General features: G+C 33.5%; 20 protein-coding genes. 8 read left to right on the top strand and 12 right to left on the bottom strand.

Annotated features, from left to right (window positions below; genetic code table 11):
• Positions 1 to 76 precede the first annotated feature (76 nt).
• On the bottom strand, positions 77 to 397 hold the full coding sequence (locus tag ACM55F_RS13245; protein WP_282710459.1) for an FtsB family cell division protein: 321 nt from the start codon (positions 395 to 397) through the stop codon (positions 77 to 79).
• 140 nt (positions 398 to 537) lie between these two features.
• Positions 538 to 1,146, bottom strand: coding sequence for a uridine kinase (gene udk, locus ACM55F_RS13240; RefSeq protein ID WP_099714582.1), 609 nt, complete (start codon positions 1,144 to 1,146; stop codon positions 538 to 540).
• 153 nt (positions 1,147 to 1,299) lie between these two features.
• Here udk and ACM55F_RS13235 point away from each other — a divergent pair, with 153 nt between their 5' ends.
• The 4 genes from ACM55F_RS13235 (at position 1,300) to ACM55F_RS13220 (ending at position 3,718) form a co-directional block, all read left to right on the top strand.
• Entirely contained in the window at positions 1,300 to 1,881 is a 582-nt protein-coding gene (locus tag ACM55F_RS13235) for a Crp/Fnr family transcriptional regulator (protein WP_416854274.1), read from the top strand.
• 90 nt (positions 1,882 to 1,971) lie between these two features.
• Positions 1,972 to 2,724: a pirin family protein gene (locus ACM55F_RS13230; protein ID WP_416854273.1), complete on the top strand. Its 753-nt coding sequence runs from the start codon at positions 1,972 to 1,974 to the stop codon at positions 2,722 to 2,724.
• 80 nt (positions 2,725 to 2,804) lie between these two features.
• On the top strand, positions 2,805 to 3,335 hold the full coding sequence (locus ACM55F_RS13225; protein ID WP_416854272.1) for a YceI family protein: 531 nt from the start codon (positions 2,805 to 2,807) through the stop codon (positions 3,333 to 3,335).
• Between the two features lie 71 nt (positions 3,336 to 3,406).
• A complete protein-coding gene (locus tag ACM55F_RS13220; protein WP_416854271.1) occupies positions 3,407 to 3,718 on the top strand; it encodes a response regulator in 312 nt (103 codons plus the stop codon).
• 78 nt (positions 3,719 to 3,796) lie between these two features.
• Here ACM55F_RS13220 and ACM55F_RS13215 read toward each other — a convergent pair whose 3' ends face one another.
• The 6 genes from ACM55F_RS13215 to dnaA form a co-directional block, all read right to left on the bottom strand.
• Positions 3,797 to 4,678 carry an SDR family oxidoreductase gene (locus tag ACM55F_RS13215; RefSeq protein ID WP_416854270.1) on the bottom strand — a complete coding sequence of 294 codons (882 nt, stop codon included), beginning with the start codon at positions 4,676 to 4,678 and terminating at the stop codon, positions 3,797 to 3,799.
• Between the two features lie 76 nt (positions 4,679 to 4,754).
• Positions 4,755 to 5,882 carry a methionine aminotransferase gene (locus ACM55F_RS13210; RefSeq protein WP_416854269.1) on the bottom strand — a complete coding sequence of 376 codons (1,128 nt, stop codon included), beginning with the start codon at positions 5,880 to 5,882 and terminating at the stop codon, positions 4,755 to 4,757.
• A 189-nt stretch (positions 5,883 to 6,071) separates the two neighbouring features.
• A complete protein-coding gene (locus tag ACM55F_RS13205; protein WP_416854268.1) occupies positions 6,072 to 6,608 on the bottom strand; it encodes a hypothetical protein in 537 nt (178 codons plus the stop codon).
• A 494-nt stretch (positions 6,609 to 7,102) separates the two neighbouring features.
• Positions 7,103 to 7,825 (bottom strand): SAM-dependent methyltransferase, encoded by a 723-nt coding sequence (locus tag ACM55F_RS13200; RefSeq protein ID WP_416854267.1) that lies wholly within the window; start codon positions 7,823 to 7,825, stop codon positions 7,103 to 7,105.
• Between the two features lie 115 nt (positions 7,826 to 7,940).
• Positions 7,941 to 8,408: a low molecular weight protein-tyrosine-phosphatase gene (locus ACM55F_RS13195; RefSeq protein WP_416854266.1), complete on the bottom strand. Its 468-nt coding sequence runs from the start codon at positions 8,406 to 8,408 to the stop codon at positions 7,941 to 7,943.
• 7 nt (positions 8,409 to 8,415) lie between these two features.
• Positions 8,416 to 9,843 carry a chromosomal replication initiator protein DnaA gene (dnaA, locus tag ACM55F_RS13190; protein WP_035674283.1) on the bottom strand — a complete coding sequence of 476 codons (1,428 nt, stop codon included), beginning with the start codon at positions 9,841 to 9,843 and terminating at the stop codon, positions 8,416 to 8,418.
• A 184-nt stretch (positions 9,844 to 10,027) separates the two neighbouring features.
• On the opposite strand from dnaA, the gene ACM55F_RS13185 reads away from it, so the two are divergent.
• Entirely contained in the window at positions 10,028 to 10,432 is a 405-nt protein-coding gene (locus tag ACM55F_RS13185) for an acyl-CoA thioesterase (protein ID WP_416854265.1), read from the top strand.
• Positions 10,433 to 10,461: 29 nt separating this feature from the next.
• Here ACM55F_RS13185 and ACM55F_RS13180 read toward each other — a convergent pair whose 3' ends face one another.
• The 3 genes from ACM55F_RS13180 to ribD are packed head-to-tail and all read right to left on the bottom strand — an operon-like array spanning position 10,462 to position 12,744.
• Positions 10,462 to 11,091, bottom strand: coding sequence for an IMPACT family protein (locus ACM55F_RS13180; protein WP_416854264.1), 630 nt, complete (start codon positions 11,089 to 11,091; stop codon positions 10,462 to 10,464).
• Between the two features lie 14 nt (positions 11,092 to 11,105).
• A complete protein-coding gene (locus ACM55F_RS13175; protein ID WP_416854263.1) occupies positions 11,106 to 11,708 on the bottom strand; it encodes an HAD family hydrolase in 603 nt (200 codons plus the stop codon).
• Positions 11,701 to 12,744 (bottom strand): bifunctional diaminohydroxyphosphoribosylaminopyrimidine deaminase/5-amino-6-(5-phosphoribosylamino)uracil reductase RibD, encoded by a 1,044-nt coding sequence (gene ribD / locus ACM55F_RS13170; protein ID WP_416854262.1) that lies wholly within the window; start codon positions 12,742 to 12,744, stop codon positions 11,701 to 11,703. The genes ACM55F_RS13175 and ribD overlap by 8 nt, the downstream gene beginning before the upstream one ends.
• 140 nt (positions 12,745 to 12,884) lie before the next feature.
• On the opposite strand from ribD, the gene ACM55F_RS13165 reads away from it, so the two are divergent.
• Positions 12,885 to 13,370: a GNAT family N-acetyltransferase gene (locus ACM55F_RS13165; RefSeq protein ID WP_416854261.1), complete on the top strand. Its 486-nt coding sequence runs from the start codon at positions 12,885 to 12,887 to the stop codon at positions 13,368 to 13,370.
• 46 nt (positions 13,371 to 13,416) lie between these two features.
• Positions 13,417 to 14,277: a peptide chain release factor N(5)-glutamine methyltransferase gene (gene prmC, locus ACM55F_RS13160; RefSeq protein ID WP_416854260.1), complete on the top strand. Its 861-nt coding sequence runs from the start codon at positions 13,417 to 13,419 to the stop codon at positions 14,275 to 14,277.
• Positions 14,278 to 14,386: 109 nt separating this feature from the next.
• Here prmC and ACM55F_RS13155 read toward each other — a convergent pair whose 3' ends face one another.
• Positions 14,387 to 15,631, bottom strand: a complete 1,245-nt coding sequence (locus ACM55F_RS13155; protein WP_416854293.1) for an ABC transporter permease — start codon at positions 15,629 to 15,631, stop codon at positions 14,387 to 14,389.
• A gap of 390 nt (positions 15,632 to 16,021) precedes the next feature.
• Between ACM55F_RS13155 and hisS the strand changes: the two genes are divergently transcribed.
• Positions 16,022 to 17,392, top strand: a complete 1,371-nt coding sequence (hisS, locus tag ACM55F_RS13150) for a histidine--tRNA ligase (RefSeq protein WP_416854259.1) — start codon at positions 16,022 to 16,024, stop codon at positions 17,390 to 17,392.
• Positions 17,393 to 17,658: the final 266 nt, after the last annotated feature.

Here is a 17,658-nt window from a genome sequence, read left to right as displayed (position 1 = left end):
AACTGGGTGTTGCGTTTTCAATAATTACTATAAATTTTACACTCCCTTCCCTTTGGGAAGGGTTGGGGATGGGATTTTATTTTTCAATCGTGTCGCCTTCGAATTCAATGATATAAATATCTTCACTATCTTTTTTCATATAGTACTTTTCTCGGGCGTATTTTTCTATCTGTTCTGAATTTTTTAATTGCTTGATATTCTCTTGGTCTTTTTTTATTTCTTCCTTATAATAATTGGCATTGTCTTCCAATTCGTTGATTTGTTTGTCTAAAACACGATGTCCGAAATAAGAATAGTTATCCAGAAAAATCATCCAAGTAGTAAAAAATAACAAGACCCAGACATATTTGTTACTTAAAAATTTAAACCAAGGTTTGTCTTTATACGGATTTGTCATTTTTTATTTTTTTTAGCCCCGATTAAAGTGAAAATCCTTTTAGGATGTGATGATGACGAAGGAAGATTCACATACTAAAAGATTGAAACGGAAAGCGGGAAATAGCTCCTAATAATTATTACACTAAAATTACAACTAAATTATAGAATTTTTTGATTTATTACCGCACGAACTACATCAATGGCGACCGTATTGTACTTGTCGTTTGGTATGATGATGTCTGCAAATGCTTTGGTAGGTTCTATAAACTGTTCGTGCATTGGCTTCAATGTTGTTTGGTATCTGTTGATTACTTCATGCATATCACGGCCACGTTCAGCGATATCGCGTTTCATACGGCGGATTAATCTTTCGTCAGAATCAGCATGAACGTATATTTTTACATCAAATAATTCTCTTAATTCTGGGTTTGCCAAAATTAAAATCCCTTCTACAATCATCACTTTTCGAGGATGTGTAAAAACGGTATCGTCCGTTCTATTGTGCGTTACAAACGAATAAACAGGTTGATGAATGTTGTTTCCTTCTTTTAATTCCTTAAGGTGAGTTACCAATAATTCGAAATCAATGGCACGTGGATGATCAAAATTAATTAATGCTCTTTCATCAAATGACAGTCCGTGATTTTCTTTATAATACGAGTCTTGCGAAATAATCCCTACTTCGGTTTCTGGTAATTCATTCATAATCTGATGCACTACGGTTGTTTTTCCGCTTCCTGTACCACCTGCAATTCCTATAATGAGCATAAAAGATGTATTATTTATTTGTCAAAGCAAAAATAGGAATTTAATTGCGAGTGGTTTTTGTTTTTTGAGGAAATGTTGCTAATTTAATATATTTATTGGGTGTTATTAATTAGCATTTTTTTCTACCTTTAGTTTTCTAAAAATAGAAGAATTTTGTATTCACAAATCAATAAAAATATTAGTCGTTATGTCACTTTTGAACCGGAAGAATTAGAAATTTTTAATTCTTTATTGGAATATAAAACGGTTCCTAAGAAAACGATTTTGCTTCATGAAGGCGAGATGTGCAATTTTGAAGCTTTTGTTATCAAAGGTTGTGTCAGGAAATATTATATTGATGCCAATGGTTTTGAAGTCATTCTACAATTTGCCATCGAAAATGCTTGGATTAGCGATATTTCTTTTAGTATTTACGAAGATAAACCGAGTCGGGTATATATTGAAACATTGGAAGATTGTGAGTTCTTTATGTTCAACCCAGACACTAAAGAAGAGTTATTCGCTAGAGCACCAAAGTTTGAACGCGCTTTCCGCATCCTAATGCAACGCAATCTGGCGGTTACCCAAGAACGCTTATTCAATACTATTTCTAAAACTGCCACCGAGAAATATTTGGAATTTCTCGAACATTATCCCACACTTTCACAGCGCGTTGCCCAGCATTACATTGCTTCCTATTTGGGTATTTCGGCGGAGTTTCTTAGTAAAATAAGAACTAAAATAGCCAAACACTAAATTCTCGTTATTTTTCATTTCTTGTCCTAGTTCAATGCATGCGCTTTTTTTTTGACGCAACTTTGTACCACAATATTAAAGAACAGAACAATGGAAAATACAGATAAAATAATAGAAGGAGCAATTACGAATTCCGTTTTGCATAAAGCGGATACTCGCGGTCATGCGAATCACGGTTGGTTAGAATCCTTTCACACTTTTAGTTTTGCAAATTACCACAATCCAGAACGAATGAATTTTGGAGTGCTGCGCGTTTTGAATGATGACAGAGTCAATCAGGGAATGGGTTTTGGGAAACATCCGCATGACAATATGGAAATTATTTCCATTCCGCTCGAAGGTGATTTAGAACACCAAGACAGTATGGGAAATACTACCGTAATCAAAGAAGGCGATATTCAAGCGATGAGTGCCGGTACCGGAATTTTTCACAGTGAATACAATAAAAACAAAGACCAGTTGGTTAAATTTTTACAGATTTGGATTTATCCAAATCAGAAAAATGTAACGCCTCGTTATGACCAAATCACTTTAGACTTAAAGGATCGTCACAATAAATTGCAGCAAATTTTGTCACCAAATCTAGAAGACGAAGGGGTTTGGATTCATCAGGATGCTTGGTTTCATATTGGGAAATTTGACAATGATTTTTCTATTTCGTATGAATTGAAAAAACCGGGAAATGGAATCTATGCTTTTGTTTTGAAAGGGGATTTCACTATAGGGAACATCGTTCTAAATGAACGTGATGGATTAGGAATTTGGGATACCAATACTATTAAAATTACCGCTAATTCCGCCAATGCCGAAATCCTATTGATGGAAGTACCGATGAGTATTTAAGGTAATTTCAATGGCAATGGCAATGGCAATGGCAATTTCAATGATAATAAATAATAACAATTTCAATAAAAAATAATACTATGTCAACAACAAAATGGGTAATTGACCCAACACACTCAGAAATTGGTTTTAAAGTGAAACACATGATGTTCACCAATGTTTCAGGTAAATTTTCAAAATTCGATGCAACGATTGAATCAGAAGATAACGATTTTGAAAATGCAAAAATTGAATTTACCGGAGCAATTGATTCCATAACAACAGGAAATGCAGATAGAGATACTCATTTATTGAGTCCAGATTTTTTTGATGCTGCACAGTTTCCAGAAATTAAATTTAGCGCTACTTCTTTCACCAAAATTAATGAAGGTGAATATGAATTGGTTGGTGATTTAACCTTACACGGTGTTACAAAATCAGTAAAATTAGCTGCAGAATACGGAGGATTAATGAAAGATCCATGGGGAAATACTAAAATGGCACTTTCGTTAGAAGGAAAAATCAATAGAAAAGATTGGGGATTAAACTGGAATTCGGCTCTTGAAACTGGAGGTGTTTTAGTAAGCGAAGAAGTTCGTTTGAATATCGAATTGCAATTTGTGCAACAATAATTTTAAAATAAATAAGCACAAATCTCAAAGAATTATTTCTCTTGGGGTTTGTGTTTTTTAAAAGTCGAATGATGGAAACCATAAATATTTTATACATAGGAAGACATCTGGAAATTTTGGCAACTGTAGTCCGATTAATAAATGCAAATGATAATTGGAATGGAATAGGTGTTATGAATGATGAGGAAGCGAAGGATATTTTTCTAAAAAAAGATTTTTCCCTTGTATTGTTGGGTTCCGGAATTCAGGAAGAAAGCGAAACTGAATTGTGCGCTTTTTTCAAAAATCAAAATCCGAATATAAGTATTGTACAGCATTATGGCGGTGGAAGTGGTTTGCTGAAAAGTGAAATTTCACTCGCCTTGGATAATAATAAAAATTAAACCATTAAGAAAGTAAGTTTTATTAAGCGTTAATTCTTAATTTTTCTTAATCTCTTAATGGTTCAATTTATAAAAATATTATTTATTCTTTTTTGCTTTAATCATCATTTCCAGCTGATCCCAAAGTTCTTCGGGAATAGCTTCCAGAATATTGAATTGTCCGGCTCCTTTCAGCCATTCGCCTCCATCAATAACAACCACTTCACCGTTTACATAAGCTGAGAAATCAGAAACTAAATAAGCCGCTAAATTGGCTAATTCCTGATGATCTCCAACACGTTTTAACGGCACTTTTTTTGCCATATCAAATTTTTCGGCTAAATCTCCTGGCAATAATCTGTCCCACGCACCTTTAGTTGGGAATGGTCCCGGAGCAATGGCATTAGAACGAATTCCGTATTTTGCCCATTCTACCGCAAGACTTCGTGTCATGGCCAAAACTCCAGCTTTTGCAGTTGCGCTAGGCACTACATAAGCCGAACCTGTCCAAGCATAAGTCGTAACGATATTTAAGATGGTAGATGATTTTTGTTTGGTGTCAATCCAATGTTTACCAAAAGCAAGGGTGCAGTTTTTGGTGCCTTTTAAAACAATATCAATTACAGTATCAAAAGCATTGGCAGATAATCTTTCGGTTGGAGAAATGAAATTTCCGGCAGCATTATTCAGTAAAACATCTACTTTACCAAAAGCTTTCAACACTTCTTGGAGCATGTTTTCGACTTCTTCATAATGACGCACATCACATTGAATGGGAAGACAAGTTCCGCCTGTTTCCGTTTCAAGTTCTGCAGCAGTATTTTTTAGTTTTTCTAAATCTCTGGAAGTGATGGCAACTTCTGCACCCAATTCCAAGAAATATTTAGTCATTGCTTTTCCTAAACCGCTTCCGCCTCCGGTTACGACAATCACTTTGCCTTTTAGGGCATCGTCACGTAACATTTTATCTGTATAACTCATATTTTCGATATTTTTTTATTGTAAATATAATAAAATTAAATAGTATGCATGCATAATAAAAACAAAATAGTTTCTTTTAAATAGCATACAATCTTTTAGCGGCTTCTTCCAGCGTTGCATTGTCTTTGGCAAAACAGAAACGTATTAATTTCAGGTCTTTTCCATCGGCATAAAAAGTAGAAATAGGAATTGCAGCTACACCATGTCCAATGATGAGGCGTTTACAAAAATCAACATCATTCTCATTTGATATAGCTGCATACGAAGCCACCTGAAAATAAGTTCCCTCGCATGGCATGAGTTCGAAGCGGCTGTCTTTTAATAATTGTCTAAAGTAATCCCGTTTTTCCTGATATAATTTCCCAATTTCAGCTATAGAAACGATATCTAAATATTCGCTAATGGCAAACTGACAAATGCTATTTACGCTAAAAACTAAAAACTGATGTACTTTTTTGATTTCCTTCATTAAGTATTCAGGAGCTACTAAATAACCCACTTTCCATCCCGTAACATGGAACGATTTTCCAAAAGAGGAAACCATCACGCAACGATTTAATAGTTTCTCGCGTGTATGAGCCGAAATATGTTTTTCCTCGAAAGTGATGTATTCATACACTTCGTCAGAAAGAAGCAGGATATTAGGATATTTTTCCAACAGGATTTCCAAGGCTTCAAAATCAGATTCTGTCAAAATTTTCCCCGTTGGATTATGCGGATTATTAATGATAATCATTTTGGTTTTTGACGTACACGCTTTTTCGATAATTTCCCAATTTGCAGTATAATCATCGTTTAGCGCTACCCGAACCGGATTTGCGTTGCATAATAATACGGGTGCTTCATAGCAATCATAACTTGGATCTAAGATAATTACGTCATCATTATTTTTTATTAAAGCTGTTATAGTGGTGAAAATGGCTTGGGTCGCTCCGGCGGTAACCAGCAATTCTGTTTCAGGTTGAACAGTTCTTCCATAGGAGTTCTTAACTAGTGTCGCTATTTTTGATAATAATGGTGCGTAGCCAGACATTGGTGTGTATTGATGCACATTTTCTTTAGCCAGTTTGGCTACTATATCAGTTAATCTTTTGTCAACGGGAAAGTTTGGAAAACCTTGTGAAAGATTGATGGCGTTATATTCAGCGGCCATTTTTGACATAACCGTAAAAATACTCGTGCTGATATTTGGAAGTTTACTCATAAAATGATTGTAATTTATTATGTTATAAATGTACTGGTTTAATCATGATTTTGATTTTCGGAAACTATTATTGTCAACTAAAAATATCCATTTGCTGTTTAGATTTACGTAAACGTCAAGATGAATATTTGTATTTGTTTAAAAAAAAAGCTACCCGAACGATAGCTTTTAATTTATAGTTATTTGTGATTAGATTCCTTTAACAATATCTCCATTTGTATTGACAACTAATTTTCGAGTTTCTTTGTCTTTTTTTATTCTGAGATTATATTCTTTTTTAATTACATCACCTTCTTTTTGAGAATATAAAAATTTATCATTTACAATTTTCCATCCAGGGAAAGCTTTGTAAACAGAGTAAATTACACTACTAGGAAGTCTTACATTTTTATAGTTTTCTACAACACTAGTTAATTTTCCGGTTTCATTATAAGTAGCTGATAAAGAGCCTTTTTCGGTTTCCATAACCAGTAAGTATGTCTCATATCCTTCATAATCTTTCCCCAAATCATAAGCTATAAACTCTTCTTGCAGAGCTCTTACGTCTTTATCGGGATTTCTATCTGGTAAATATACAGAGAAGTCCTTTCCAGCACTTTTAATTACAACTCCCGGTAATTCTTCCATTCTGATATTCCTGTCTTCTGAGTCACTTTCTTTTTTATCTTGTGAATAAGACGCTGTGGTTATGCTTAAAAATAACAAAAAAATAATAAAACATTTCATGACATTTAGTTTTAAATTATAATCAAGTCAGGCTACTATTATGATTAAAATATATTTGTCAAGGTTTATAATTTTCTTCCCCTTTTTGTTTTTTAGGTTGTTTAAATCATAATAGTTAAAAACATTAGAGGTTTTGTTTTTTTTGAATTTTAAATCAAAAAATGATATAGGGCACTAGTAAAGTTACTGTTTTTTTCAAAGTCATTGGGTTAATTTTTTCTGTAAATAACGTTAATATGACAGGGAGATTTGTCTTTATTTTTAGCAAGAAAATCCTCTTGTGACTATGAAATAAAGAAGAATTGTCGTTTTTTATTTCCAATAAAAAAATAAATTTTCGGCAAGTGATATTTTTGCAATACGTGGACATTTTCCAAACGTTTAATTTTGGAGATTAATTTTTTAGAGCAAAGCAAGTGTATCAGTATAATTTTCAAAACCATTGATTCGTAAATACGACTTTGGTATGACTTTGAATTCTAAAACCTTTGGTTCTACATTTTATGAATTATAAAAATAGTAGGGCGATTGTGTAAATCCACCTGTGTTTTTTTCCAATCAGAAGCTCGCATAGTTTTGATATATTCTGTAGGCAAAGTAATATCAGTTGCAATACAAAGATAGGTTGCAGGATTTAAGGCTTGTAAAATATCCTCCAACATTTTATTGTTTCTATAAGGAGTTTCTATAAAGATTTGAGATTGGTTTTTGTCTTGAGAAAGCTTTTCCAGCGTTTTAAGAGCCGTTTTCTTTTCGCCTTTTTCTATTGGTAAATACCCATTAAATGTAAAACTTTGTCCGTTCATTCCAGAAGCCATCATTGCCAAAAGAATAGAAGAAGGACCTACGAGAGGAACAACTTGTATTCCTTTTTCATGAGCCAGTTTTACAATTACTGCGCCAGGGTCGGCAACGCCAGGACAACCAGCTTCACTCATTAATCCTACATTTTTTCCTTCTAACAAAGGCTTGATAAAATCTAAATGCGCTGCAGTTTCAGTGTGTTTGTTTAAAACAAAAAGTTTTAGCTCCGATTGTTTCTTTTCAGGGCTAACTCCTTTGATTGATTTTCGGGCTGTTTTTTCGTTTTCAACGATATAATAATCAATAAAATCGATACTTCTTTTTATGGTTTGTGGCAAGACATCCATAGGGTCACTATCTCCCAATGTAGTTGGTATTAAATAGAGTTTTCCTAAAAGAGGGATTGATTTCATCAGTTTGATTTTATGTTTTTAAAGTAAATTGTTTGTGGAACTTTTTTTGTAAATACTAGAATTGCTTTTAAATCAACACTAAGTCCTTCTAAAATAAATTTTTAAAACCGAGAGATTATTGATGTTTGGCTATTAATTTTTTAGCAATTAGGTCACAAACTTCATCAAGCATATTGTAAACTATTTCGAATCCGTTTGGTAAACCAAAATAAGGATCAGGGACATCTACATTTTCATTTGGAAATAACTCATTCAAAATAAGGTTCACTTTTTCTTTTTGATCTTTGGTTTCAGCCAGCTCAACAACATTTTCGTAATTAGAATTATCCATTACAAAGATATAATCATAAGTGTCAAAATCAGATGTGCTGAATTGTCGTCCTTTTTGATTTGAAATATTTATTTTATTTTTTTTTGCAACAGCAATAGAACGAACATCAGGTGAATGACCAATATGCCATGAACCTGTTCCTGCTGAATCAACTGTGAATTTATTTTTTGGGAGTTTTGATGCTAATATACCTTCGGCTAAGGGAGACCGACAAATATTTCCTAAACAAACCATTAAAATTTTTATGGACATGATGCTCTTATAGCGTTAATTTTTTATTGATATCCTCAACAAATTTTTTGAATTGTTTGTCGGTAGCAACTAAATTGTCAACGGTTTTGCATGCATGTAATACTGTAGCGTGATCTCTATCTCCAATTTGTGAACCTATGTTCGCCAAAGATGCTTTTGTGAATTTTTTAGCAAAAAACATAGCTAATTGCCTCGCTTGTACAACATGCCTCTTTCGAGTTTTTGATTGTAGCGTTTCTAAATCCAATTGAAAATAATCGGAAACAATTTTTTGAATATAATCGATAGAAATTTCTCGTTTTACATTTTTTACAAATTTTTCAACAACACTTTTAGCAAGTTCTAAAGTAACTTCTTTTTTATTAAAAGACGATTGTGCAATCAAGGAAATAATTGCTCCTTCCAATTCTCTTACATTTGATTTGATGTTTCTTGCAACGTATTCTATTATTTCTTCAGGTATTTCTACACCATCTCTATATAATATATTTTTCAAGATAGAAATTCTGGTTTCATAATCCGGTTGGTGCAATTCTGCAGACAATCCCCATTTGAAACGAGATAATAAACGTTGTTCAATATCTTGCATGTCAACTGGTGCCTTGTCAGATGTCAAGATTACCTGTTTTCCATTTTGGTGCAAATAATTGAAAATATGGAAAAATACATCCTGAGTTCCTGATTTTCCAGAAAGGAATTGTACATCATCAATAATTAAAACATCAATTAATTGATAGAAGTGTATGAAATCATTTCGGTTATTTTTCTTTACCGAGTCAATGTATTGTTGCGTGAAAATTTCAGCAGATATATATAAAACAGTTTTTTCAGGGTATTTATCTTTTATTTCCACACCAATAGCATGCGCTAAGTGGGTTTTTCCAAGACCAACTCCTCCAAAAATTAATAATGGATTAAATGAAGTTCCCCCAGGTTTATTGGCAACAGCCATACCAGCAGAACGCGCTAATCTATTAGAGTCTCCTTCAAGAAAATTATCAAAACTGTAATTTGCATTAAGTTGAGATTCAATTTTTAAATTCCGAATTCCCGGGATTACAAATGGATTTTTTAATTCAGGGTTCAAGTTTTTAAATGGAGCATCAACTTCTTGGGGCTTCATAGGAACTCTATTAGCACTTGGCAATTGTTCAGTAAACGGTTGTTTATTGCCATAAGTGTTTTCCATTCTGATTTTATAAAGTAACTTTGCATTTTTTCCAAGTTCTTTGGTAAGCGCCACTTTTAATAATTTCACATAGTGCTCTTCCAGCCATTCGTAGAAAAATTTACTTGGAACTTGAATATATAATGCGTTATCGGTAAGTTCAACTGATTTGATTGGTTCGAACCAAGTTTTGTAAGCTTGATCCTGAATGTTGTCTTTTATGAAAGACAAACAGTTTTCCCATACTGATTGAGCAGTTTTGTTCATATATTCTGTTAAATTATTTTTATTCGGTAATTATTGTCCTACTAAAAAAAGTGTGAAATTTTATTGTTTTTCGGGGTAACAAATATGTGAACAAATTTCTGTAAAAAAAAATAATTTAGGGGATAATTTTATAAATTATTGTTGTAAGGCGCTTTTTAAATTTATAATTTTTAATACATAATTAATGAAAGATCATCAAATTCAAGTTCGTGTACGTTACTCAGAAACGGACCAAATGGGCGTTGTATATCATGGAAATTACATCCCCTATTTTGAGATAGGAAGGGTGGAATGGCTTAGAAATAAAGGGGTTTCATATAAAAGTATGGAAGAAAGTGGTATTGGGTTGCCAATTGTTTCGATGAATATAAATTATAAAAAATCAGCTCGGTATGATGAGTTGCTTACCGTTCATACCACTTTCAAAAGTCAGAGTTCTGTGAAGATTGAATTTGATTGCGCTATTTATAATGAGTCTGATGAGTTATTAACAACTGCCCAATTTATTTTGGTTTTTGTGTCTCTAAAAACGGGTCGTCCAACAGCTCCTCCAGATTATATTTTAGAATTGTTAAAAAGGATAGAATAAATTATAAAAATAGCAATTTCGAATAGAAATTAGAGTCGTTTTATATCGATTTCAAACATCAGATTGAAAATGTCGAATACCATTTCGGCATTTTTTTTTCGGGTCTTTATTTCGATTTTGCCTATCGGAAGCCCGGAATTTTCGTTTATTTCCATTTCTTGAGTTACAATTTCCAACCTTTTCTCCTTAATTATGCGCATCACTTTGTTCATGTTTTTATAATCAAATGTGATCGAATAATGAATATTTATAGTTTTTTCGATTATTTCACAAGTTTGAAGAACCATTTGAGCGGTCATCTTATAAGCAGATATCAATCCACCAACACCTAGTTTTACACCACCAAAAATCCGAACTACTACAATTAGTACATTGGTTACAGAAAATGACAGAATTTGTCCATAAATAGGCGTGCCAGCAGTGTTGCTGGGTTCGCCGTCATCATTAGCTCTATAAATTACGGTTTCAGTGCCTATTTGGTAAGCATAACAAAAATGTCCTGCGTTGGGGTGCTGTTTTCGTAAAATTTCGATTAGCGGTTTTACTTCGTCTTCAGATTGTATTGGGTAAGCATAACCAAAGAATTTGCTGTTTTTTTCTTTGAATAGTATTTCTGAAGAGGGAAATTCAATGGTGTTGTACGTGTCTTTAAAGTCCAAAAGGGGATTATTTTCTAAATTATTTTTTTGTCAAATAAATTAACGACATCTTCTTTTCCAACTTGTAAATTCCAAACTTGAAATCCTAATGCGAGTGCCGCATCTGTATTTTCTTTTTTATCATCAATGAATAAAGTGCGTTTTGGAGCCAAATCATGTTTGTTTGCCAAGTAATTGAAAATTTCAGGATTTGGTTTTCTCATTTCCACCTCAAATGAAAAATATACTTTCTCAAAACATTGATAAAAATCGCTGTAAAATGAAATTCCGTTTTTTTGTTCGAAAGTTTCTATATGGATGGCATCAGTATTGGACAATAAAAACAGACGGTATTTTTTGGAAAGCATTTGAAGAAATTCTAATCGATACAATGGAAAATCAAGAAGAATAGCATTCCAAGCGGCTAAAATTTCTTTTATAGAAGCATTTGGAATGTGTTTTTGAATACCGAGAAGGAAATTTTCACGTGAGATTTGACCTGTTTCAAACTGAATATTCAAATGATCTAAGTCTTCATTCCACTCGGGTAGGCCTAGTTTTTCTAAGGCATCCATAGTGGCTTGTTTATCTAAATTGATAAAGATATCCCCAAAATCAAAAATAATAGCATTAATCATGGTTTCTAGAAATTATAAGTTCATCATTGTCAATCGAATATTTTTCGAACGGATTTTTATCTAATATTGGGGCTTTTGTACCTGCAGTAAATTGAACGTTTCCAATAAAGATTCTTGCTTCGTCCCAAAGATTGGTATCGATAAAAGTCTGTAGGGTTTGTCTTCCGCCTTCAATAATTACGGATTGAATTTGATGCTGATATAGCGCTTTTATTATTTGTTCTGCTATGTTTTGTTCAAAATCAATTACTTCAAAGATAGTGTTTTCTTTTTCAATTTTTGTTTTCGATTTTGAAAACAGGATAGTTTTTACCCGATTGTCAAAGATATGACCGTCCTCAGGAATGCGATTGTTTTGGTCTAAAACTAATCGGATTGGGTTGTTTCCATGCCAATCCCTTGCATTTAGTTTTGGATTGTCATCAATAACGGTTTGCGTTCCCACTAAAATAGCTTGTTCTTCAGTTCGCCATTTGTGTACTAATTGTCTCGAATAAAGATTGGTAATCCAGACTGGTTTTTTTTCGTTTTTTTCTAAAGGAGCAATAAAACCATCCTGAGTTTCGGCCCATTTCAAAATGATGTACGGTCTTTTCTTTTCGTGAAAAGTAAAAAAGCGTTTGTTCAGTTCATGACATTCTGCTTCCAGAATGCCAACGGTAACCTGTATTCCAGCTTCAATAAGTTTTTTGATTCCGTTTCCAGCCACTTTAACATTAGGGTCAATAGTACCGATAACCACATTTGGAATTTTATTTTTGATAATCAAATCGCAGCAAGGTGGCGTTTTTCCAAAATGACTGCATGGTTCTAAACTTACATAAATAGTCGCTTTTTTCAATAACGATTTATCTTTTACTGAATTCACGGCATTTACTTCGGCGTGTGGTTCTCCAGCTTTTTTATGCCAGCCTTCGCCAATGATTTTATCTTCATAAACAATCACACTGCCCACCAAAGGATTGGGATAGGTTGTCCCTAAACCATTTTTGGCTAACTCGATGCATCGTTTTATATATTTTTCATGTATTTTCACATTACAAAAGTAGTAATTTTTGAGTTTAGCCCCAATCCCGTCCCGAAACTTCGGGATCGGGACGGGATTAGTTTTGAAACTTTCGAAAATAACAATAAACAATTTCTATTTTTGTACGTAAAATTAGTTTCTGAAAGAAAATGGAAGAGTACAGCATTAGAAAAATAAAAAAAGAAGACAATCAGGCGGTTGCACAATTGATACGAGCTGTTTTTGACGAATTGAATATTCCAAAAGTAGGAACTGCCTATGAAGACCCTTATTTAGATTTAATGTTTGAAGAGTATAATAAACCTAAATCAGTTTATTATGTTGTTGAGAAAGACGGAAAAATAATTGGCTCTGCCGGAGTAGCCCCACTAGAAAATGAAGCAGAAACTATTTGTGAATTGCAAAAGATGTATTTTCTACCAGAAACCAGAGGTCTTGGAATTGGCAGTAAAATGATGGCCATGTGTTTGCAAAGTGCTAAAGATTTTGGTTTCGAAAAATGTTATCTGGAAACTATGCCATTTATGCATGATGCCCAGAAGTTATACAAAAAAGTAGGTTTCGAATACATTTGTTCTCCAATGGGAAGTACAGGTCATATCAGTTGTCCGGTTTGGATGTTGAAAGAGTTATAAGTTTTGAATTGATTAACAATAATTCACAGAACCGATACCTAATAAAATGAAAATAAAAGAATACAGGACTCAATTTATTTATGCGCTTACTCCAATTTACGATGCCGATGAAGCCGAGAGTTTTTTCTATTTGATTTTAGAAGAAAAAAAGCAGTTGAAAAGAATTGATCTGGCGTTGCATCCTGATTTAGTTTTTTCGGAAGAGGAAATTTCGGTTTGGAATTCTATTTTGGAACAATTGTTACAGGAGATTCCAATACAGTATTTATTAGGTAAAACCAGTTTTTATGGATTGGATTTTGAAGTCAATGAAAACGTTTTGATTCCAAGACCGGAAACGGAAGAATTAGTTGAATGGGTTTTATCTAATAATCTAATAATCCAAGAGTCTAAAAATCTAAAGATTCTGGATATTGGAACAGGAAGTGGCTGTATTGCTATTTCATTGGCGAAAAATATTCCTAATGCAAAGGTTTTTGCAATTGATGTCTCCGAAAATGCTTTGGCTACAGCCCGGAAAAATGCAGCAATCAACGAAGTGAATGTTACTTTTATAAATCAAAATATTCTTGAAACGGAGGATTTAAAGCAAGAATTTGATATCATTGTTTCGAATCCTCCTTATGTTCGAAATTTAGAAAAAGAGGAAATCAAGAAAAATGTTTTGGAGAATGAACCGCATTTGGCACTGTTTGTAGAAGATAATGATGCGTTGATTTTTTATAAAAAAATAGCTGAATTGGCTCAAAAAAATCTTGTGCCAAACGGACAATTGTATTTTGAAATAAACCAGTATTTAGGAAAAGAGATGATGGAGTTGCTCGAAAAAATGGACTTTGCAACGATTAAATTACGTAAGGATATTTATGGAAATGACAGAATGATGAAAGCAGATTTAAGTGTTTAAACTTCTGAAATGCTTCGCCTGTTCGCACTTTCAGGCTCGGGTCAAAAATCGTTAATCAGCATTCAAAAATCAAAAAAAAGAGCATTCAATAATTTTTTTAATCTGCTAACTACTCATATCGCAACGCCTCAATTGGGTCAAGCATAGCTGCTTTTACTGCCGGATACAAACCGGAAACAATTGCCACGATAAAACTGGTAATAAAAGCTGCCATAATAGCTCCCCACGGAATTACAAACACAAAATTCATTGCGGTAGCGATTCCAAAGCCAATTAAGATTCCAAAAATAATTCCTGCCAAACCGCCTAATTGCCCAATAAGTAATGTTTCTATAAAAAACTGAAAAGCAATCGTAGTTTTTTTGGCTCCCAAGGCTTTTCGAACTCCAATTTCTCGGGTACGTTCCGTTACCGAAACAATCATGATATTCATTAAAGCAATCGAAGAACCAAGAACGGTGATAATACCAATAAGCCAGGATGCAAGTCCAAGATATTTCGTAATTCCTAAAATTCTATTGATAAGATCATCACTACGAACGACTCCGAAATTATTGTCTTTTACAGGGCTTAATTTGCGAACTCTGCGCATAGTGCTTGTTGCATTGTCAATGGCCTGATCCAGTAATTCTTTTTTGGAAACCATGATGCTCATCGTGTAATTTATGTTAGGTGCCGTAAACAAAGAGCGAGCCACTTGAATTGGAATTAAAACTCTTAAATCTTGGCTATTTCCAAAGGTAGATCCCTTTTCTTTCAGTACGCCGATAACTTTAAATTTAGCACCACGAATAGAAATTATTTTGTCAATAGGATTCACATCTTTCAGCAATCCTTTTTCAAAGTCAGATCCCACGACACAAACATAAGAATTGTTATCGATATCAAATCCGGTAAAATTTCGTCCCAAACTGGTTTCTAAACCGGAATTAGTTATAAAATGCTGATCAACACCTAATATACTAATTTCAGGATCGGTTTCTGTGGCTTCATATTTCACTTCGGCAGTGGAAGTTGCCGTAAAAGAAAGTGAGGTTTCGGTAAAGGGATAGTTGAATTTGTTTTGGAATGCAACAGCTTCGGGATAGGAAATGATTGGATTTATAATTTCACGTTCCTGTCCGCCACGATTTCGGATTTCGTTTTCATATTGATTAATATTAAAAGTATTCGCTCCCATCGAAGCAAAATCAGATGAAATAGTGTTTTCTAAAGCAGAAACAACGGTTAGGATTCCAACTAAAGCGGTAATCCCAATTGCAATAATCAGCACCGTTAGTATGGTTCGCAACAATTGTGTTCTGATAGAACCAAAGGCAATTCGGATATTTTCTTTGAATAATTTTAGCATCATACGAGTTTGACACGAAAATACAATTTTTGTTACAAATTTTCTTTTCAAAAATCCTAATTTATTTTTAGGAGCTATTTCCAGCTTTTCGCTATAATCGGTTCATGAAAATAATTTGTTTTCAATTGCCTGAAAGGAGCTTCCTTTGGTCGCTCTTTCAGGCAAGAAAACAATATTATTTTTCACTTCCGGATTTTCGCTGTAAACGAAGTTCACTGAACTCCTATGAAAATAGAAATTAAGTGAAGTAATCTGGGCTAGGCTATCGGGTAATAAAATGCGAAAATTTGTAAACAGATTTATTTTAAAAATAAGATATTTGCAAAGAATTAGAATTTGGAGTTTTTTCAACAATTCCTAAATCTGAAAATCTAAAAATCCAATAATCAAAAAATGGCATCAAAACCGAGCATTCCAAAAGGGACTAGAGATTTCTCACCAACTGAGGTGGCAAAACGTCAATATATCATTCAGATTATAAAAAGTAATTTCGAAAAATTTGGTTTCCAACCTATAGAAACACCTTCATTTGAAAATTCCGAAACCTTAATGGGGAAATATGGAGAAGAAGGCGATCGTTTGATTTTCAAAATATTAAATTCCGGAGATTATTTGGCGAAAGCCAATGCAACTCATTTAGAAAATAAAGACAGTACTAAATTAACAGCAAGTATTTCTGAGAAAGCCTTGCGTTATGACTTAACGGTTCCGTTTGCCCGTTATGTAGTACAACATCAAAACGAAATTGAATTTCCATTCAAAAGATACCAAATCCAACCGGTTTGGCGTGCTGACCGTCCACAAAAAGGGCGTTTCAGAGAATTTTTTCAATGTGATGCTGATGTGGTGGGTTCTAAATCCTTATGGCAGGAAGTAGAGTTGGTTCAATTATATGATACAGTTTTTACGACTTTGGGTTTAGAAGGTGTAACTATCAAAATCAATAACAGAAAAATTTTATCGGGAATTGCAGAAGTAATTGGCGCATCAGATAAATTAATAGATTTTACAGTAGCGCTTGACAAACTGGACAAAATAGGCGAGGACGGCGTGAAAAAAGAAATGATGGAGAAAGGCATTTCTGGTAAAGCTATTGAAAAAGTACAACCGTTATTTAATTTCACCGGAACGATTTCGGAGAAAATAAACCAACTTTCTGTTTTACTTGCTGAATCCAGTGAAGGGATGAAAGGGGTTGAGGAGTTGCGTTTTATTTGTGACAACGTGACGAAACTTGGATTGAACACTTCTATTTTAGATTTAGATGTCACACTGGCAAGAGGTTTGAATTATTATACAGGAGCAATTTTTGAAGTGGCTCCGCCAAAATCAGTTGCCATGGGATCCATCGGTGGTGGTGGAAGATACGATGATTTGACCGGGATTTTTGGACTTAAAAATATGAGCGGTGTTGGGATTTCTTTTGGATTGGACCGAATTTATTTGGTTATCGAAGAATTAAATTTATTTCCTGAAACCGTAACAGCAACTTCTAAAGCGTTGTTTATTAATTATGGTGACACAGAAGCGTTTTATGGATTGCAAGCCATACAAAAATTAAGAGCTTCCGGAATAAAAGTAGAATTGTATCCTGATAATGCAAAGGTGGCCAAACAGTTTCAACATGCGGATAAACGAGGCATTCCTTTTGCTGTAATTGTAGGAGCGCAAGAAATGGAATCTAATTCTTTTTTGCTTAAAAATTTAGTGACAGGAGAGCAGGTTTTTCTGGATTTTGAAGGTCTAAAAAACGCATTGTTATAGTTTTTATTTTAAAAGCATAAAAAAAGCTTCGTCTATCAAACGAAGCTTTTTTTAATATAAGGTAATGGTGAATTAATAATTTTTTAGTGGGCAACCTTTTGTGTTTTCTTTAAAAAAACATTAACAAATTTATGTAATCTTTATCGATATAGTCTTAAAATTATATTAAAATTTCAGTGCGATCCATTAAAAATATTTTGCTGAAATGAATTAAAAACAAAAGAGTGTTTCAATAGTAAGGTGACAATTTGACATTTTATAAGATT

This window comes from Flavobacterium melibiosi (genome assembly GCF_048158545.1).
In the GTDB taxonomy this organism is placed as follows: domain Bacteria; phylum Bacteroidota; class Bacteroidia; order Flavobacteriales; family Flavobacteriaceae; genus Flavobacterium; species Flavobacterium melibiosi.
Note: the sequence above shows the minus strand (reverse complement) of the source record. Positions and strands in the feature narration are given on the sequence as shown.